Origin of the sequence: Isoptericola sp. BMS4, assembly GCF_011634835.1 — a bacterium.
In the GTDB taxonomy this organism is placed as follows: Bacteria; Actinomycetota; Actinomycetes; order Actinomycetales; family Cellulomonadaceae; genus Isoptericola.
This window is the reverse complement of the sequence record NZ_SIRP01000001.1, coordinates 1,354,207-1,371,445: the sequence shown is the minus strand read 5'-3', so window position 1 is coordinate 1,371,445 and position 17,239 is coordinate 1,354,207. Positions and strand designations below refer to the sequence as shown.

The window sequence follows — 17,239 nt, the reverse complement described above, 5'->3', positions numbered from 1 at the left end:
TCAGGACGGCAGCTCGGACTGCCGACCTGATCCGGAGCTGCCGCGTCGATCCGCACGCTGGGCGAGGTCGGCGGCGAGCACCAGGCCGAGGCCGCCGACGAACGGGACCTGGTGGAACGTCGGGCCGCGGGCGATCTCACGGAACCCCCAGCGCTCGTGCAGCGCGAGCGAGACGGTGTTCCGGGCATTGACGAGGTAGTGGACGCGGGCCGCCCGCCCGGCGACCCAGCCGATGCGCGCCCCGGTGAGGGCGTGGCCGACGCCACGGCGCCGGGCGCGCGGGTCCACGGTGACCCCGGCGAGGTAGTGCCCGGCCGGCGCCTCGCCGTCGGGCAGGTCGAAGTGGTGGGTCTTCGCCCAGCCGACGACGGTGCCCGCCACCTCGGCGACGACCACGAGCCGCCGCGGGTCGGCGATCGCGGTCCGCACGCCGTCCGGGCACGCGGCCCGGTCGGCGGCGTCCTCCACCCGCTCGATCGCCGCGAGGTCACTCGCCCGCGCCTCGCGGACCTCGACCTCGACCGGAGCTGCCGGCGTCGGTCGGTGGGGCTGATACTCGGCGAACACGCGCGCATTCTTCGCCCCGGTGACGCCGGGAGCAAGCATCTCCTACGGCGAGTTCAGGCCGGTCGCAGGAGCTCGGCGACGGTCCCGGGAAGGGCCTCGGCCACGTCCAGCGCCGCCACCGGGCCGCCGGGGTCGGCCCGGTGCGCGGCCCGGCCGTGCACGAGCGCCGCCGCGGCGGCGACCTCGACGGCGACCTCGGGCCGCCGCACGATCTCCGCCGAGCGGGCGGCGAGCATCGCCCCGAGCACGCCCGCCAGGACGTCGCCCGCGCCCGCCGTGGCGAGCCAGCCCGGCGCGTCCGCCTGCGCGTACGCGACGCCCGGGCCGGCGACCACCGTGACGCCGCCCTTGAGCAGCACCGTCGCGCCGGTGAGCTCGTGGGCGCGACGGGCCCAGCGCAGCGGCGCCGACTCGACGTCCTCGCGCCGCACGTCCTCGCCCCGTGCGCGCAGCAGCCCGGTGAGCTCCCCCGCGTGCGGGGTGAGCACGAACCACGGCGGGCTGGTCTCCTCCAGCAACGGCAGGCCGCCCGCGTCGACGACGGCGGGCACGGGGCCGCCGGAGAGCCCCGCGAGCCGTCCCGCGGCGGCGGCGAGCCCGGCGCGGCCCCGCTCGTGCTGCCCGTCGTCGTCCGCCCCCTGGTCCCCCGGGACCCCCGGGCCCACCACCCACGACTGCACGCGTCCCGGCGCGGTCACGACCTCCGGCCGCGCCGCCACCACGGCCTGCCCGACCGGCGTCGACCCCCGGTAGCGCACCATCCCGGCGCCGGCCCGGACAGCGCCCGACGCCGTGAGCACGGCCGCGCCCGGGTACGTGGCGGTCCCCGCCACCACCCCCACGACGCCACGGGTGTACTTGTGGTCGGCAGGGCCGGGCACGGGCCACGAGCGGGCGACGTCGTCGGGCGCGAGGCGGCGCACGGCGGGGGGCGCGCCCAGCGCGAGACCGATGGGGACGACGTCGACCTCGCCGGCCAGGTGGGCCGCCGGCGGCAGCAGCAACCCGGGCTTGGCCGCCCCGAACGTCACGGTCCGACCGACCGGCAGCACCGGCCCGGGCACCGCGCCGTCGTCGACGCCGATCCCCGACGGCACGTCGACGGCCACGACCCACGGCCGCCCGCCCCCGGCGGCGGCCCGGCCGAGGGCCGCGACCACCTCGGCGGCCAGCCCGCGCAACGGCCCGCGGGCGCCGATGCCCACCAGACCGTCGAGGACGACGTCGGCCCCGGCGGCGTCGGCGACCACCGCGTGCAGGCGCTCCGGCGCGGCGAACAGCTCGACGGCGCGGGCCCCGGCCCGGCGCAGCGCGGCCAGGCCCCCCGGGTGCGCGCGCTCCGAGACCAGCACCGCCGTGACCGCCACGCCGCGACGGGCGAGCACCGCCCCCGCGTGCAGGGCGTCGCCGCCGTTGTTGCCGGAGCCGACGAGCAGCGCCACCCGGGCACCGCGGACGCGCCCCCGCCGGGCCCGCACGTCGGCGAGCACCCGGGTCGCGAGCGCGAACGACGCGCGCTCCATGAGCGGCACGCCCTCCGCCAGCAGCGGCTCCTCGGCGGCACGGACGTCGGCGGCGGTCCAGGCGGAGATCATGGGACGCATGATGCCGCGCCGGGGCGCGCGTCGCAGGGGCGCGGGCGGACCGGGAGGAATAGGGTCACCTCATGCGATTCGGACTCTTCATCCCGCAGGGCTGGCGCCACTCGCTCACCGACGTCCCACCGGAGCAGCACTGGGAGACGATGCTGTCCCTGCTGCACTACGCCGACAACGCCGCGGCAGGCGAACCCGTGCCCGGCGGCGCGTTCGCGTGGGAGAGCGTCTGGGTGTACGACCACTTCCACACCGTTCCCGTGCCGAGCACGGAGGCGACGCACGAGGCGTGGACGCTGATGGCGGCGTTCGCGGCCGCGTCCCAGCGCGTGCGCCTCGGCCAGATGTGCACGTGCATGGCGTACCGCGAGCCCACCTACCTGGCGAAGGTCGCCTCCACCGTGGACGCGATCTCGGGCGGCCGCCTCGAGATGGGCATCGGCGCGGGCTGGTACGAGCACGAGTGGCGCGCCTACGGCTACGGGTTCCCGACGGCGGGCGAACGGCTGCGCGCGCTCGACGAGGGCGTGCAGATCATGGCGAACATGTGGCGCACCGGCTCGTCGGGCACCTTCGAGGGCAAGCGCTACCAGGTCGACGGCGCGCTGTGCTACCCGCAGCCGCTGCAGCAGCTGCCGGTGGGCGACGGCGGCGCGACGGCGCCGAGCATCCCGCTGTGGATCGCGGGCGGCGGCGAGAAGAAGACACTGCGGATCGTCGCGCAGCACGCCCAGTACGCGAACATCGCCGGCGACGCCGAGACGTTCGACCACAAGTCGCGGATCCTCGAGCAGCACTGCCGCGACGTCGGCCGCGACTTCGGCGAGATCACCCGCTCGGCGAACTACAACGTCGTCATCGGCGAGAACCAGGCCGAGATCGACGACCGGCTGGCGTGGATCGAGTCGCACTTCCGCCGATACGCCCCCGGTGAGCCCGCGGAGCGGGAGATCGCGAACTGGCGCGGCGGCCCGCTCGTCGGGACTCCCGAGCAGGTCGTCGAGACCCTGCAGGACCTGCGGGGTCGCGGCATGACGTACGCGATCACGTACTTCCCGAACGCCGTGGGTGACCGCGACCAGATCGAGCTGTTCCAGCGGCGGGTCATTCCCGCGCTCCAGTAGCACCCCGCCGAGGGGAGGTCGCGGTCGGGGGCACCTGCTCAGCCTCGGCTCCACACCGTCCGCCGCAGGCCGGCTCAGCCCTCCGCGACCACCATCGCGGAGGAGATGCCGGCGTCGTGCGAGATGGACAGGTGCCAGGCTCTGACGCCGAGCTCCTCGGCCCGGGCCTGCACCGTGCCCCGCAGCTCGACCTTCGGCGGCCCGCCGACGGTACGGTGCACGGTCGCGTCGTGCCAGTGCAGGTTCCCGGGCGCGCCGAGCGCCTTGGCGATCGCCTCCTTCGCGGCGAACCGTGCCGCGAGGGACGACGCCGGAAGGTCGCGCTCCGCCGGCGTGAACAGCTTCTCGCGCAGCCGGGGCGTGCGCTCGAGCGTCGCCATGAACCGGTCGACGTCGACCACGTCGATCCCGACACCGACGATCACGCGCGCACCCCCTCGGTGTCCTGCGGCTCCACCAGGTGCCGGAACCGGAACCACTTGCGCTCCACCTCGGCCTCCAGGTCGACGTCGAAGCGTCGCGCCACGAGCAGGAGCTGGGCCAGCACGTCCGCCAGCTCGGCGCGGAACGCCTGCTGCTCGTCCGTCGCCGCGGGCCGCTCGCGCGAGCGGCCGGACGCGGCGAGGTACGCCTGGGTCAGCTCGCCGACCTCCTCGTGCAGCTTGAGCACGAGCCAGTCGTCGGTGCGCTCGACGCCGAACCGCCGCTCGTACACGCGCGAGATGATCTCGACCTCGTCGGCCAGGTCCCTCAGTTCCATGTCCGCAACCTACGCCGTTGCCCGCCGCCGAACATGTGGTTGCTCCCGGATTCGGCCGCGGAATACCTGAGCAACCACATGTTCGGCAGCGAGGGCGGTGTCACTCGACGGTGACGGACTTCGCGAGGTTGCGCGGTTGGTCGACGTCGAGGCCCTTGGCGCCCGCGAGCGCCATCGCGAAGATCTGCAACGGGACGACGGCGAGCAGCGGCTGCATGAGCGACGGGGCCCGCGGCACCCAGAAGATCTCGTCGGCGTACGCGCGGACCTCGTCGTCGCCGTCCTCCGCGATGACGAGGGTGCGGGCCCCGCGGGCGCGGATCTCCTGGATGTTGGACACGACCTTGGAGTGCAGCTGGTCGCGGCCGTGCGGTGACGGCACCACGACGAACACCGGCTGGCCGGAGTCGATGAGAGCGATCGGCCCGTGCTTGAGCTCCCCGGCGGCGAAGCCCTCGGCGTGGATGTACGCGAGCTCCTTGAGCTTGAGCGCACCCTCCATCGCCACCGGGTAGCCGACGTGCCGGCCCAGGAAGAGGACCTTGTCCGACTCGGCCATCGAGCGGGCGGTGGCGCGCACGTACTCGCCCCGCTCGATGACGGTACGCACCTTGCGGGGCATGTCCCGCAGCTCGTCGAGCAGGACCCCGACCTCGTCGGGGAACTTGTTGCCGCGCAGCTGCGCCAGGTAGAGACCCAGCAGGTAGGCGGCGGTGATCTGCGACAGGAACGCCTTGGTGGAGGCGACGGCGATCTCCGGGCCGGCGTGCGTGTAGAGCACGGCGTCGGACTCGCGCGGGATCGACGACCCGTGCGTGTTGACGATCGAGAGCACCTTGGCACCCTGCTCGCGCGCGTGCCGCACGGCCATCAGCGTGTCCATGGTCTCGCCGGACTGCGAGATCGCGACGACGAGGGTGCGCTCGTCCACGATCGGGTCCCGGTAGCGGAACTCGTGCGCGAGCTCCACCTCCACCGGGACGCGGCACCAGTGCTCGATCGCGTACTTGGCCACGTGCCCGGCGTACGCGGCGGTGCCGCACGCGACGACGATGATCTTGTCGACGGCGCGCAGCACCGACTCCTCGATGCGCACCTCGTCGAGGACCAGGCGGCCCTGGGCGTCCGAGCGCCCGAGCAGGGTGTCCGCGACCGCCTGCGGCTGGTCGTGGATCTCCTTGTCCATGAAGGAGCCGAAGCCGCCCTTCTCGGCGGCTGCGGCGTCCCAGGTGACGGTGAACCGCTTGCCCTCCGCGGGGGTCCCGTCGAAGTCCGTGACGTCCACCGACGTCGCGGTGATGGTCACGACCTGGTCCTGAGCCAGCTCGAGCGCCTCGGACGTGTGCGCCACGAACGCGGCGACGTCGGAGCCGAGGAAGTTCTCTCCCTCGCCGATCCCGACCACGAGCGGGGAGTCGTGCCGGGCGCCGACGACGGTGCCCGGGGCGTCGGCGTGCACGGCCAGCAGGGTGAACGTGCCGGTGAGCCGGCGGGCGGTGGCCGCCATCGCGGCGGTGAGGTCGCCCGCGGCCCGGTACTCGCGGGCCAGCAGCTGCGCGGTGACCTCGGTGTCCGTCTCCGAGAGGAACGTGGCGCCGTCGGCGGCGAGCTCCGCGCGCAGCGTGGCGAAGTTCTCGACGATGCCGTTGTGGATGACGGCGAGCCGCCCGTCGTCCGCCAGGTGCGGGTGGGCGTTGGCGTCGCTCGGTCCGCCGTGGGTGGCCCAGCGGGTGTGGCCGATCGAGGCGGTGGCGTCCGGCAGCGGGTGGGCGGCGATCTCCTCGACGAGGTTGGCCAGCTTGCCCGACTTCTTCGCCGAGGCGACGCCGCCCTGCCCGGGCGTGACGAGCGCGACGCCCGCCGAGTCGTAGCCGCGGTACTCGAGCCGCCGGAGCCCGTCGAGCGCGACGTCGAGCGGCCTGCCCGAGGCCTCCGAGGGCCCCGCGTATCCCACGATTCCACACATGGTGAGCGAGTCTAACCGGGCCGGGCGAGCCGCCGGATCGGCATGATCCCGCGGTATTTTGCTACCTCTCCTGCAGTTCTCGCGGTGCGCCTCCGGCGCCACGCCGATGCCGTATCGATGCGCATTCGATGCGGATTCGATGCCTGACGCCGCCCGGGAGGTGCGCGGCGCCGCCCACGTCATCGGGCAGAATCGGGCGGGTGGTATCCCAGCACACCGACCCGGCGTCCGGCCCGCGCACGACCGCCGCGCACCCGCTCCCGCAGCCGCTCGGCGACCACCTGACGCGCCTGGCGCCCGCGTCCCCCTACGTCGACCTCGACCGGGCGGCGTGGAGCCGGCTGTCCGAGTCGACGCCGCTGCCGCTCACCGACGCGGACGTCGAGCGGCTGCGCGGCCTGGGCGACCCCATCGACCTGGCAGAGGTCGACGCGGTCTACCGGCCGCTGTCCCGGCTGCTCAACCTGTACGTGTCGGCGACCTCCGGCCTGCACCGCGCGACGTCGACGTTCCTGCACGAGGACCCGCCACGGACCCCCTACGTCATCGGCGTCGCCGGGTCGGTCGCCGTCGGCAAGTCCACGACCGCGCGCGTCCTGCGCGAGATGCTGGCGCGCTGGCCCGACACCCCGCACGTCGAGCTCGTCACCACCGACGGGTTCCTGCACCCCAACGCCGAGCTGCAGCGCCGCGGGATCATGGACCGCAAGGGATTCCCGGAGTCGTACGACCGGCGCGCCCTCATCCGGTTCCTGTCCCGCGTGAAGGCCGGCCAGGCCGAGGTGCGCGCGCCCGTGTACTCGCACGTGACCTACGACATCGTGCCCGGCCAGGAGGTCGTGGTGCGCAAGCCCGACGTGCTCATCGTCGAGGGCCTCAACGTGCTGCAGCCCGCCCGGCCGTCCGCCGTCGACGAGGGCGCCGTCGCCGTGAGCGACTTCTTCGACTTCTCCATCTACGTCGACGCCCGCACCCGCAACATCCGCCAGTGGTACGTCGACCGGTTCCTGCAGCTGCGCCGCACCGCGTTCAGCCGCCCCGAGTCGCACTTCCGGCGCTACGCCGACCTGTCGGACGCCGAGGCGAGCGCCAAGGCGCTGTCGATCTGGGAGTCGATCAACGGTCCGAACCTCGAGCAGAACGTGCTGCCGACCCGGGGCCGCGCCACGCTGGTGCTCACCAAGGGCGCGGACCACTCGGTCCAGCGCGTCCGGCTGCGCAAGCTCTGACCCTCAGGCCGCGCGGCGCTGCGCCTCGGCGTCGCCGTCGTACGGCTCCTGGACGGGAGGTTCCTCGCCGGGAGCGATCTTGGGCGGCCCCGCGATCCGCTGCACGACCTGGTCCACGACGACACCGAGCAGCACCCCGGCGACGACGCCCACGCCCATCGCCAACAGGGTGTTGTGCCCGAGCCACGAGGCGGCGGCCAGGCCGATGAGCATCGAGTAGATCCCCCACGTCACGGCCGCGATCCCGGAGTAGACCATGAAACGGCGACGCGGGTAGCGGACGGCGCCGGCCGTCATGTTGACCGCGACCCGCCCGATGGGCACGTACCGCGCGGCGAGGATGAACGACGCACCCCGGTGGTCGAGCGCCTGCCGCGCCGAGGCGACCGCCTTGCGACCGCGCGGGGAGCGCAGGATCCGCACCCGCTCCGTCCCGATGGTCCGGCCGATCTGGTAGGCGATCTGGTCGCCGGTCCAGGCCCCGGCGACCGCGAGGGCGAGGATCCCAGGAAGCCACGGCCCGCCCCCCGAGTGCGCGAGCACCGTGAGCGTGATGACGACGGACTCGCTCGGGATCGGCGGGAAGAAGCCGTCGATGGTGGCGAACAGGTACATCGCGGGGTAGATCAGCGCGGACCCGCCCAGGTCGAGGATCCAGCCCTCCAGCTGGCCCAGCATCGTCGACAGCGTCTCGAGCACGGTTCCCCAGTTCCGTCGGCCGGTGAGTGTCCGTCCGGCAGTCCTGTGGCACCGGACGGTGCCACACGGCCAGCCTAGGCGGAGTCACCGGCCCGAAAGCATGGGGTTCTCCCCCGATCTCACCCTGATCCCGGAAGTTTCACCCGAGGTTCACGACCGGCGTTCAGGTGAGCGGGAACCCGAGGGCCGCGGCGGCGGGGGCCGGGTCGGGGCTCGCGGCCCAGTACCGCACGAGGTTCTCGTTCGAGGTGAGCGAGCGGGTCGGGGCGTGGTCGAGGTAGAGCTCGCCCGCGAGGTGGTCGGTCTCGTGCTGCACGATCCGCGCGGGCCACCCGGTGAGCTCCTCGTCGAGCGGCGCACCGGACTCGTCGGTGCCCGTCAGCCGGATCCTGCGGTGCCGGGCCACCACCGCCGACCATCCCGCCACGGACAGGCAGCCCTCGAAGAAGGCGACGGTCCCGGGACCGTCGTCCGCCGGCAGGGGCTCGTACCGGGGGTTGACGAGCACGCGGAACGGCAGCGTGGTGCGCTCGCGGGGGTCGCCGTCGTCGCCACCGGCGTCCTCCACGACGGCCACCGCCAGCGGCACGCCCACCTGCGGCGCCGCGAGTCCCACGCCGGGCGCGGCGTGCATGGTGCGCCGCATCGCGGCGAGAAACCGGGGCAGCAGGTCGCCGAGCTGACCCTCGTAGCGGGCGGCGGGGGTGCGCAGCACGGGCGCGCCCGCCTGGACGATCGGCAGCACGCCGTCGGTCTCCGCGTCCGCCCGGTCGAGCTGGTCCGCGACGGCCGCCCGGAGGACGTCGTCCGTGGGACGGCCGGTCACAGGGCCAGGCGGTCGCGGACGACGGCGGCGAGCTGGTCCGCGACACCGTCCGCCTGGGTCTGGGTCGGTGCCTCCACCATGACCCGCACGACCGGCTCGGTGCCCGACGGGCGCAGGAGCACCCGCCCGGTGTCGCCCAGCCGGCCCTCGGCGGCGGCGACCGCCGCCAGGACCCCGTCGTCGGTACCCGCGCGCGCCTTGTCGACGCCCTTGACGTTGAGGAGCGTCTGCGGCAGCCGCGGGACGTCCCCGGCGAGGTCGGCGAGCCGCCGCCCCGTCGCCTTGACCCGCGCCGCCAGGTGGAGCGCCGTGAGGACGCCGTCGCCGGTGGTGGCATGGTCGGCCAGGATGATGTGCCCGGACTGCTCGCCGCCGAGACCGTACCCGTGGGCCCGCATCGCCTCCAGCACGTACCGGTCCCCCACCGCCGTCTGGACGGTGGCGATGCCGGCCTCGCGCATCGCGAGCAGCAGGCCGAGGTTGCTCATCACGGTGACGACGAGGGTGTCCGCCGGCAAGCGCCCCTCGTCCTTGAGCCCGCGGGCCAGGATCCCGAGGATCTGGTCGCCGTCCACGAGGACGCCACCGTGGTCGACGGCCAGGCAGCGGTCGGCGTCGCCGTCGAACGCGACGCCGAAGTCGGCCTCCGCCGCCACGACGACCGCCTGCAGCTGCTCCGGGTGGGTGGAGCCCGCCTTCTCGTTGATGTTGCGGCCGTCCGGGCTGGCGTTGATCACGACGACGTCCGCGCCGGCCTCGCGCAGCGCGTCCGGGCCCACCTGGCTGGCGGCACCGTTGGCCGCGTCGACCGCGATCCGCAGGCCCTCGAGCGGGCGGGTGTCCACCGTGCCGCCGACGCTCGCCACCAGGTGCTCGACGTACTGCTGCGCGGCGACCCCGGTGTCGGAGCGCATCCGGCCGACGTCGGCGCCGACGGGCCGCTCCCAGTCCTGCCCGAGCTGCCCCTCGATCTCGTCCTCGAGGCCGTCGGGCAGCTTGTAGCCGCCGCGCGCGAAGAACTTGATCCCGTTGTCCGGCATCGGGTTGTGCGACGCGGAGACCATTACCCCGAGGTCCATGTCCATCGCCCCGACGAGGTGCGCGAGCGCGGGGGTGGGGAGCACCCCGAGGTTGACGACGTCGACGCCGGAGCTGGCGAGGCCCGCGCCGACCGCCGCGGACAGGAACTCGCCGGAGGCCCGCGGGTCACGGCCCACGACCGCCCGCGGGCGGTGCCCGACGAACGCTCCCTGGCTGCCGAGCACGCGGGCCGCCGCGCTGCCCAGGCCGAGGGCGAGGTCCGCGGTCACGTCCCGGTTGGCCAGGCCGCGGACCCCGTCCGTGCCGAACATTCGCACCATGTGTCTTCTGTCCCTCTTCTCCGCGCCTACTGGATGCCTGCCGACGTCGCGGGGTCGATCGTATCCACCGACGGCGACGGCCCCGCCGGAGTGCTCCGACGGGGCCGTCCCACGCTGCGCGGACCTGGGCGGCACGCGTGCCGCCCAGGTCGTCCGATCAGCGCTTCGAGTACTGCGGCGCCTTGCGGGCCTTCTTGAGACCGGCCTTCTTCGACTCGACCGCACGCGGGTCACGCGTGAGGAAGCCGGCCTTCTTCAGGGCGGGGCGGTTCGCCTCGGCGTCGATCGCGTTGAGCGCGCGGGCGATGCCCAGGCGCACCGCGCCGGCCTGGCCCGAGGGGCCGCCGCCGGTGATGCGGACGATGACGTCGAAGCGGCCCTCGACCTCGACCAGCTTCAGCGGGTCGTTGACCAGCTGCTGGTGCACCTTGTTCGGGAAGTAGTCCTCGAGGGTGCGGCCGTTGATCTTCCACGTGCCGGTGCCGGGGACGAGGCGCACGCGCGCCACGGCCTCCTTGCGGCGGCCGACGGCGTGGCCCGGGGCGGTGATGGACTGGCCGCCGTTCGCGACGGGGGCGGCGCTCTCGGAGGTGTAGGAGCTGGGCGTGTTCTCGTCCAGCGTGGTGTCTGCGGTGGTCTCGGCCACTGTGAATCCTTCGCTTTGCATCCGGCAGCGGCTCAGGCCTGCTGCGAAACCTGGGTGAGCTCGTACGGCTGGGGCTGCTGCGCCGCGTGCGGGTGCTCCGCGCCGCGGTACACCTTCAGCTTCTTCAGCATCTCGGCCGCGAGCTTGTTCTTGGGGAGCATGCCGCGCACGGCCTTCTCCACGGCGCGCTCGGGGTTCTTCTCGAGGAGCTCGCCATAGGCCACGGAGCGCAGACCGCCCGGGTAGCCGGAGTGGCGGTAGGCCAGCTTGGTCTCCCGCTTGTTGCCGCTCAGGGCGACCTTGTCCGCGTTGATCACGATGACGAAGTCACCACCGTCGACGTGCGGGGCGAAGGTCGGCTTGTGCTTCCCGCGCAGGAGCGTGGCGACCTGGCTCGCCAGGCGGCCCAGGACGACGTCGGTCGCGTCGACGACGTACCAGTCGCGCTGGACGTCGCCGGGCTTGGGGGTGTACGTACGCACTGTTGCGTCACCTTTTCGTGTTCGGTGTCGTCGGGCGAGAAGCGGCGCCCGATGAGTCAGGTGTTGTGCGCGGGTGCTCCATGGATGACGTCCTGGCCAGGGCGTCGTCGAGGCGGTGGGAACGCTGACGACGCGGACGCCGGAGGCATAGCACAACGGCACAACAGTCTAGCGACCGCATCCGCCGGGGGCAAAGCGGTGTCCGTCACCCCACCGCTCCCTCCGCCCCCCGGGTGCAGGTGCGCCCCGGCCGGTGCACGGTGGACCCATGACGGACGAGACACCGGGCACCCGACCGGACCCCCTGACAGGTGTCGAGGGCGACGAGAACCAGCTGCCCAAGGAGGACACCCTCCTCGACCCGGAGCTCGACGACGTCCTCGACGAGGGCTACTCGCCGCTGGAGCGCGAGCGGTCGAACCACTGGGGCGAGACCGCCTGGGAGGAGTCCACCGGCGAGCCCCTCGACCGCCGGCTCGGCGCCGAGCAGCCCGACGTCTGGGAGACCGACCCGCTGACCCGCCCCGACACCACCCGCGCTGGCCGGCTGGTCGAGGACGACGACGCCGACCCCGGCGACGACGGCGGCCGCGAGAACGACCTCTACAGCGAGGACGCCGGCGTCGACGGCGCCGGCGCGAGCGCCGAGGAGGCCGCCGTCCACTGGGTCGAGGAGCCCTGAAGCCTGCCCGCGACGTCGGCGCGTGAGGGTGGGTTCGGGGTGTCCTTGTCGCGAGGCTGGACGGGCCTGGCGGGAGCCGAGCGAGGAACGAGCGAGGCGGATGGTGCGCCTCGCGACAAGGACACCCCGACCACGACCGGCCACAACCGACCGCCGAGACGACCGAGGTCAGCCACGTTCCGTCTCGGCGGGGTCACGCTTCGCCCGGACGCGCTCGGCTCGGGCGGCGAGCTCGTCGTCGGCCGGGTAGTCCACGCGCTCGAGGACGAGCCCGCGGGAGGCGACGACGCTCGCGGCCGCGCCGCGGGACCGGCCCGCGAGCACCTCGGCCGGGGCGTCTTCGGACCGACGCCCCTCCCCCACGGCCAGGGACATCCCGACCAGGGCGCGGACCATCGAGTGGCAGAACGCGTCGGCCTCGACGGTGGCGACGGCGAGCCCCGCGTCGGGGCCGGTCTCCGGCCGGTCCCAGGACAGCCGGGTGAGCTCGCGGATCGTGGTGGCGCCCTCCCGGGGCTTGCAGAAGGCGGCGAAGTCGTGCAGGCCGACGAGCGGCTGCATCGCTCGGTGCATGGCGGCCACGTCGAGCGGGCGGCGGTGCCAGAGCACCCAGTCGCGCCGCAGGGGGTCGCGCAGGGCGGGCGAGTCCGAGACCCGGTAGGCGTAGCGCCGGCCGAGGGCGGAGAACCGGGCGTCGAAGCCGTCCGGCGCCTCGTCGGCGCGGTGCACGACGACGTCGGGCGGCAGCACCCCGGCGAGCCGGTCGGCGAGCGCAACGCCGGGCTCCCGGTCCGAGCGGCCGGGCATCGCCGCCCAGCGTTCGCGCGGGACGTCGACGTGCGCCACCTGGCCCCGGGCGTGCACGCCCGCGTCGGTGCGCCCGGCGACCGTCAGCCGGGGGCGCGGCAGCCCGAGCGGGCCGGTGCGCACGACCGTGGCGAGCGCGTCCTCCAGCACGCCTTGGACGGTGCGCAGGCGCGGCTGGGTGGCCCACCCGGCGAAGTGCGTGCCGTCGTAGGCCAGGTCCAGCCGGACACGGACCACGTCGCTCGGCCGGTCCTGCCCCGGCGGTCCCACGGGTTCCGGTTCCGGGGGCGGCGGGGCGGCGTCCGGCGGGCGCGTCGAGGTGCTCACGGCCCCATTGTGGCCGGATGATGGGCGGGTGCCCGACTCCGACTCCTCGCCGACCTCGCCGACCGCCGCCGTGCCCGGCACCCTGACGCTCGCCGTCGACTGCGGGGGTGGCGGCATCAAGGCGGCCGTGCTGGACGTGGCCGGCACCGCGCACGCGGCGCCGGTGCGCGTGCCGACACCGTACCCGCTGCCCCCGTCCCTGCTGGTGGGCACGGTCGCGGACATCGCCGCGTCGCTGCCCGCCGCCGACCGGGTGACGCTCGGGATGCCGGGGATGCTGCGGCACGGCGTCGTGGTGCACACCCCGCACTACGTGACCCGCGACGGACCGCGCTCGCGCGTGCTGCCGGAGCTGGTCGAGGCGTGGGCGAGCTTCGACGTGCGCGGCGCGCTCGCAGAGCGGCTGGGCGTGCCCGCCCTGGTGCTCAACGACGCGGAGGTGCACGGCGCGGGGGTGGTCGCGGGGTCGGGCGTCGAGCTGGTGCTCACGCTGGGCACCGGCCTCGGCTCGGCGCTGTTCGACGGAGGGCGCCTGGCCCCGCACCTGGAGTGGTCGCGGGCGCCGGTGCGTCGCGGCACCACCTACGACCAGTACGTCGGGGAGCCGGAGCGGCGGCGGCTGGGCGACGGGCTGTGGTCGCGGCGCGTCGTGGCGATGGTCGACGGGCTGCGCCCGGTGTTCTGGTGGGACCGCCTGTATCTCGGGGGCGGCAACTCGCGGCGGATCACGGCGTCGGCACTGTCCCGGCTGGGTGACGACGTCGTCGTGGTGCCGAACTCCGCGGCCCTCGTCGGTGGCGCCCGCGCCTGGGACCTGCCCCTCGAGTGAGCCAAGGACCTCTTCTGTGCCGAGCATGTGGTTGATCCGGGATTCGGCGGCCGAATCCCGGATCAACCACATGTTCGGCACAGCACGGCGGGGTCGGACGCGGCCTCGAGGAGCACCCGGCTGAACGTGACCGGCGCGTCGAGGCTGACGAGGTGCCGCGCCCGGGGCACGGTGACCACGTGGGTCGGCGCCCCGCCGGCGCGTGCCGCGGCGGCGAACGCCCGCTCCCCCGTGCGGAAGTGGTCGTAGCGGCCGTTCACGAGCCAGACGGGGCTGTCCGCGGCCGCGAGGTCGCGAGGCGCGTCCACCGCCGCCAGCTCGGCGAGGACGTCCGCCATGGCGGTGAGCGCGTAGCCGCCCGCGGCGAGGTCGCGGGCGCCGGGCGGCGTGAGCAGCGCGCGCACGACCGCCTCGTTGAGCCGGGCACCGTGGTCCGGCCAGCCCTGGATCCAGCGTGCCAGCATCCCCCACGCGGGCCGCAGCGGCGACGTCGTCGCCGTACAGCACCCCGCCGCGACCAGACCCGCGCTCTGCCCCGGGAAACGGGCGCGGTGCGCGACGGCGACGTACCCGCCGAGCGACAGCCCGGCGACGAGAGCCCGCCCGTCGCCCGGCGGTGCCTCGTCCGCGAGATCGCGCACCGCGTCACGCACGGTCGTCAGGGCCGCGTCGAGCGTGAACGGCTCGTCCCGGCGCGCGCCGTGGCCCGGCAGGTCCACGGCCCGCACGGGCACGCCGGCGGCACGCAGGGCGTCCACCTGCCGTCGCCACATCGTCCGCGACGTCCGCGACCCGTGCAGCAGCACGACCGGTGCCGCCCGCCGGAGCGCGCGGCCCGGGGCGTCCGTGCGCGAGGACGCCGTGGCCTCCGTGGGCGCGGGACCGGTGTCCATGGGGCCAGGCTACGAGCAGGCGACGACCTCGGCTCCCGCACGCGCCCGGGGACGCGAGACGGGCCCCGCGCCACCCGGAGGGTGGTGCGGGGCCCGTGGTCGCCTGCGGGACGGGGAGGGTCAGTCCTCCTTCGTCTCCTCGGCCTTCTCCTCGGTGGCGGGAGCGTCCTCGGCGGGGGCCTCGGTGGCCTCCTCGGCCTTCGGCTCCTCCACGGCCGGCTCCGCCTTCGCCGACTTCTCGGTGGCCTTCGTGGCCTCCTTGACGACGGCCTGCTTCGGGCTGACCGGCTCGGTCACGAGCTCGATGACCGCCATCGGGGCGTTGTCGCCCTTGCGGTTGCCGATCTTGGTGATGCGCGTGTAGCCGCCGTTGCGCTCCGCCATCGTCGGGGCGATCTCGGTGAACAGCGTGTGCACCACGGACTTGTCGCGGATGACGGTGAGCACCCGGCGGCGGGCGTGCAGGTCGCCGCGCTTCGCGAAGGTGATGAGACGCTCGGCCAGCGGGCGGAGCCGCTTCGCCTTGGTCTCGGTCGTCGTGATGCGGCCGTGCTCGAAGAGCGCCGTCGACAGGTTGGCGAGGATCAGGCGCTCGTGCGCCGGGCCGCCGCCGAGCCGCGGACCCTTGGTGGGGGTAGGCATTTCTGAATCTCCTTGAGGGTGGTTCCGCACCGCGCGGCCCGGTCAGGTCGAGCGGGCCGCCGCGGGCGCGGAGACGTCAGTACGACTGCTCGTCCGGGTAGGCCGACTCGTCCTCGGAGCCGCTGAAGTACGCGGCGCTGGACGGGTCGAAGTCGAGCGGCGAGTCCTTGAGCGCCAGACCGAGCTCGGCCAGCTTCTCCTTGACCTCGTTGATCGACTTGGCGCCGAAGTTGCGGATGTCGAGCAGGTCGGCCTCGCTGCGGGCCACGAGCTCACCCACCTGGTGGATGCCCTCGCGCTTGAGGCAGTTGTACGACCGGATGGTGAGGTTGAGCTCCTCGATCGGCAGCGCCAGGTCCGCGGCCAGGGCCGTGTCCGTCGGCGACGGGCCGATCTCGATGCCCTCGGCCTCGACGTTCAGCTCGCGGGCGAGACCGAACAGCTCGACGAGCGTTTTGCCGGCGGAGGCGAGCGCGTCGCGCGGCGCGATGGCCGGCTTCGTCTCGACGTCGACGATCAGCTTGTCGAAGTCCGTGCGCTGCTCCACACGGGTGGCCTCGACCTTGTAGGTGACCTTGAGGACCGGCGAGTAGATCGAGTCGACCGGGATCCGGCCGATCTCCGCGTCGTCGAACTTGTTCTGCGCCGCGGAGACGTAACCACGGCCCCGCTCGACGGTCAGCTCGATCTCGAGCTTGCCCTTGTCGTTGAGCGTGGCGATGTGCAGGTCGGGGTTGTGCACCTCGACACCCGCCGGCGGCACGATGTCCGCGGCGGTGACCGCCCCGGCGCCCGTCTTGCGCAGGTACATCACGACCGGCTCGTCGTTCTCCGAGGAGACGACGATGTTCTTGATGTTGAGGATGATCTCGGTGACGTCCTCCTTGACACCCGGCACCGTGGAGAACTCGTGGAGCACTCCGTCGATGCGGATGGAGGTGACGGCCGCGCCCGGGATGGACGACAGCAGCGTCCGGCGCAGCGAGTTGCCGAGCGTGTAGCCGAAGCCAGGCTCGAGCGGCTCGACGGAGAAGCGCGAACGGTACTCCGAGATGACCTCTTCGGTCAGGGTGGGGCGCTGTGCGATCAGCACGGTGATGGTCCTTTCAGTGTGCGTCCGCCATATGACGCATCACGGATCCGCGATCACTACTCGCGACGCCGGACGGGACTCGGTCCACCCGTCCGGCCGAGGCCGGCGCCGGCCTGTCGCCACCCACCGCCCGGTGGCTGCCGACGAGGGCAGCGACCGGACGTGCGGACGGCGGCGGGCCGGCGACCGAGCCGGGTGTCAGACGCGGCGACGCTTCGGGGGGCGGCAGCCGTTGTGCGCCTGGGGCGTCACGTCCTGGATCGAGCCGACCTCGAGGCCGGTCGCCTGGAGGGACCGGATCGCGGTCTCACGACCGGAGCCCGGGCCCTTGACGAAGACGTCGACCTTCTTGACGCCGTGCTCCTGGGCGCGGCGGGCCGCCGACTCGGCGGCGAGCTGGGCGGCGTACGGGGTCGACTTGCGCGAGCCCTTGAAGCCGACGTGGCCGGCGGAGGCCCACGAGATCACGGCGCCCGACGGGTCCGTGATCGAGACGATCGTGTTGTTGAAGGTGCTCTTGATGTGCGCCTGGCCGAGCGGGACGTTCTTCTTGTCCTTGCGGCGCGGCTTGCGCGTGGCGGCGGCGCGGGTCTTGGGAGGCATGTGTGCGTGTACTCCTGGTCTGAGGTCGTCGGACCGGGGCGGGTGTCAGGCGACTCGGCCGGCGTGATCGGCATGATCGACGCGGCCGGCCTGGCCCGCTCCTCGGAC

Annotated in this window: 19 protein-coding genes; 4 read left to right on the top strand and 15 right to left on the bottom strand. The window is 74.0% G+C overall.

The window, feature by feature from the left end:
* Complete coding sequence (locus tag EYB28_RS06120; protein ID WP_240930411.1) at nucleotides 1-567, bottom strand: GNAT family N-acetyltransferase; 567 nt, start codon at nucleotides 565-567, stop codon at nucleotides 1-3.
* A gap of 53 nt (nucleotides 568-620) precedes the next feature.
* Entirely contained in the window at nucleotides 621-2,162 is a 1,542-nt protein-coding gene (locus EYB28_RS06115; RefSeq protein ID WP_166845709.1) for a bifunctional ADP-dependent NAD(P)H-hydrate dehydratase/NAD(P)H-hydrate epimerase, read from the bottom strand.
* Between the two features lie 71 nt (nucleotides 2,163-2,233).
* On the opposite strand from EYB28_RS06115, the gene EYB28_RS06110 reads away from it, so the two are divergent.
* Nucleotides 2,234-3,286, top strand: a complete 1,053-nt coding sequence (locus EYB28_RS06110; protein ID WP_166845707.1) for a TIGR03560 family F420-dependent LLM class oxidoreductase — start codon at nucleotides 2,234-2,236, stop codon at nucleotides 3,284-3,286.
* Nucleotides 3,287-3,360: 74 nt separating this feature from the next.
* Here EYB28_RS06110 and EYB28_RS06105 read toward each other — a convergent pair whose 3' ends face one another.
* From EYB28_RS06105 to glmS, 3 genes are all read right to left on the bottom strand, one after another.
* Nucleotides 3,361-3,711 carry a holo-ACP synthase gene (locus tag EYB28_RS06105; protein ID WP_166845705.1) on the bottom strand — a complete coding sequence of 117 codons (351 nt, stop codon included), beginning with the start codon at nucleotides 3,709-3,711 and terminating at the stop codon, nucleotides 3,361-3,363.
* Entirely contained in the window at nucleotides 3,708-4,046 is a 339-nt protein-coding gene (locus tag EYB28_RS06100; protein ID WP_166845703.1) for a MazG nucleotide pyrophosphohydrolase domain-containing protein, read from the bottom strand. Before EYB28_RS06100 ends, EYB28_RS06105 begins: the two co-directional genes overlap by 4 nt.
* Before the next feature lie 100 nt (nucleotides 4,047-4,146).
* The gene (glmS, locus tag EYB28_RS06095) at nucleotides 4,147-6,012 is read right to left on the bottom strand and encodes a glutamine--fructose-6-phosphate transaminase (isomerizing) (protein WP_166845701.1); all 1,866 of its coding nucleotides are present in this window, start codon (nucleotides 6,010-6,012) and stop codon (nucleotides 4,147-4,149) included.
* A 200-nt stretch (nucleotides 6,013-6,212) separates the two neighbouring features.
* Here glmS and coaA point away from each other — a divergent pair, with 200 nt between their 5' ends.
* The gene (gene coaA, locus EYB28_RS06090) at nucleotides 6,213-7,241 is read left to right on the top strand and encodes a type I pantothenate kinase (RefSeq protein ID WP_240930410.1); all 1,029 of its coding nucleotides are present in this window, start codon (nucleotides 6,213-6,215) and stop codon (nucleotides 7,239-7,241) included.
* 3 nt (nucleotides 7,242-7,244) lie between these two features.
* On the opposite strand, the gene EYB28_RS06085 is transcribed toward coaA, so the two are convergent.
* The 5 genes from EYB28_RS06085 to rplM all read right to left on the bottom strand — a co-directional run bounded on the left by EYB28_RS06085 (nucleotide 7,245) and on the right by rplM (nucleotide 11,255).
* Complete coding sequence (locus tag EYB28_RS06085; RefSeq protein ID WP_166845697.1) at nucleotides 7,245-7,940, bottom strand: DedA family protein; 696 nt, start codon at nucleotides 7,938-7,940, stop codon at nucleotides 7,245-7,247.
* 163 nt (nucleotides 7,941-8,103) lie between these two features.
* Nucleotides 8,104-8,766: a peptide deformylase gene (locus EYB28_RS06080; RefSeq protein WP_166845695.1), complete on the bottom strand. Its 663-nt coding sequence runs from the start codon at nucleotides 8,764-8,766 to the stop codon at nucleotides 8,104-8,106.
* On the bottom strand, nucleotides 8,763-10,127 hold the full coding sequence (gene glmM, locus EYB28_RS06075) for a phosphoglucosamine mutase (RefSeq protein WP_166845693.1): 1,365 nt from the start codon (nucleotides 10,125-10,127) through the stop codon (nucleotides 8,763-8,765). Before glmM ends, EYB28_RS06080 begins: the two co-directional genes overlap by 4 nt.
* Nucleotides 10,128-10,284: 157 nt before the next feature.
* Entirely contained in the window at nucleotides 10,285-10,773 is a 489-nt protein-coding gene (rpsI, locus tag EYB28_RS06070) for a 30S ribosomal protein S9 (RefSeq protein ID WP_166845691.1), read from the bottom strand.
* A 32-nt stretch (nucleotides 10,774-10,805) separates the two neighbouring features.
* A complete protein-coding gene (gene rplM / locus EYB28_RS06065; protein ID WP_166845689.1) occupies nucleotides 10,806-11,255 on the bottom strand; it encodes a 50S ribosomal protein L13 in 450 nt (149 codons plus the stop codon).
* Between the two features lie 268 nt (nucleotides 11,256-11,523).
* Here rplM and EYB28_RS06060 point away from each other — a divergent pair, with 268 nt between their 5' ends.
* Nucleotides 11,524-11,937: a DUF5709 domain-containing protein gene (locus tag EYB28_RS06060; RefSeq protein ID WP_166845687.1), complete on the top strand. Its 414-nt coding sequence runs from the start codon at nucleotides 11,524-11,526 to the stop codon at nucleotides 11,935-11,937.
* A 168-nt stretch (nucleotides 11,938-12,105) separates the two neighbouring features.
* Here EYB28_RS06060 and truA read toward each other — a convergent pair whose 3' ends face one another.
* Nucleotides 12,106-12,981, bottom strand: a complete 876-nt coding sequence (gene truA, locus EYB28_RS06055) for a tRNA pseudouridine(38-40) synthase TruA (RefSeq protein ID WP_240930687.1) — start codon at nucleotides 12,979-12,981, stop codon at nucleotides 12,106-12,108.
* Nucleotides 12,982-13,099: 118 nt separating this feature from the next.
* On the opposite strand from truA, the gene EYB28_RS06050 reads away from it, so the two are divergent.
* Nucleotides 13,100-13,900, top strand: coding sequence for an ROK family protein (locus EYB28_RS06050; RefSeq protein WP_370459441.1), 801 nt, complete (start codon nucleotides 13,100-13,102; stop codon nucleotides 13,898-13,900).
* A 62-nt stretch (nucleotides 13,901-13,962) separates the two neighbouring features.
* Here EYB28_RS06050 and EYB28_RS06045 read toward each other — a convergent pair whose 3' ends face one another.
* The 4 genes from EYB28_RS06045 to rpsK form a co-directional block, all read right to left on the bottom strand.
* Nucleotides 13,963-14,793 (bottom strand): alpha/beta fold hydrolase, encoded by an 831-nt coding sequence (locus tag EYB28_RS06045; protein WP_166845681.1) that lies wholly within the window; start codon nucleotides 14,791-14,793, stop codon nucleotides 13,963-13,965.
* Between the two features lie 120 nt (nucleotides 14,794-14,913).
* Nucleotides 14,914-15,435: a 50S ribosomal protein L17 gene (gene rplQ / locus EYB28_RS06040; protein WP_166845679.1), complete on the bottom strand. Its 522-nt coding sequence runs from the start codon at nucleotides 15,433-15,435 to the stop codon at nucleotides 14,914-14,916.
* Nucleotides 15,436-15,511: 76 nt separating this feature from the next.
* Nucleotides 15,512-16,528, bottom strand: a complete 1,017-nt coding sequence (locus tag EYB28_RS06035) for a DNA-directed RNA polymerase subunit alpha (protein ID WP_166845677.1) — start codon at nucleotides 16,526-16,528, stop codon at nucleotides 15,512-15,514.
* A 198-nt stretch (nucleotides 16,529-16,726) separates the two neighbouring features.
* Entirely contained in the window at nucleotides 16,727-17,131 is a 405-nt protein-coding gene (gene rpsK / locus EYB28_RS06030; protein ID WP_166845676.1) for a 30S ribosomal protein S11, read from the bottom strand.
* Nucleotides 17,132-17,239 lie beyond the last annotated feature (108 nt).

Coding starts and splice junctions, on each gene's coding strand:
- EYB28_RS06115 (WP_166845709.1), bottom strand. CDS start 2,162: ATGATCTCCGCCTGGACCGCCGCCGACGTCCGTGCCGCCGAGGAGCCG.
- EYB28_RS06060 (WP_166845687.1), top strand. CDS start 11,524: ATGACGGACGAGACACCGGGCACCCGACCGGACCCCCTGACAGGTGTC.
- EYB28_RS06045 (WP_166845681.1), bottom strand. CDS start 14,793: ATGGACACCGGTCCCGCGCCCACGGAGGCCACGGCGTCCTCGCGCACG.
- rplQ (WP_166845679.1), bottom strand. CDS start 15,435: ATGCCTACCCCCACCAAGGGTCCGCGGCTCGGCGGCGGCCCGGCGCAC.
- glmM (WP_166845693.1), bottom strand. CDS start 10,127: ATGGTGCGAATGTTCGGCACGGACGGGGTCCGCGGCCTGGCCAACCGG.
- rpsK (WP_166845676.1), bottom strand. CDS start 17,131: ATGCCTCCCAAGACCCGCGCCGCCGCCACGCGCAAGCCGCGCCGCAAG.
- glmS (WP_166845701.1), bottom strand. CDS start 6,012: ATGTGTGGAATCGTGGGATACGCGGGGCCCTCGGAGGCCTCGGGCAGG.
- EYB28_RS06110 (WP_166845707.1), top strand. CDS start 2,234: ATGCGATTCGGACTCTTCATCCCGCAGGGCTGGCGCCACTCGCTCACC.
- EYB28_RS06100 (WP_166845703.1), bottom strand. CDS start 4,046: ATGGAACTGAGGGACCTGGCCGACGAGGTCGAGATCATCTCGCGCGTG.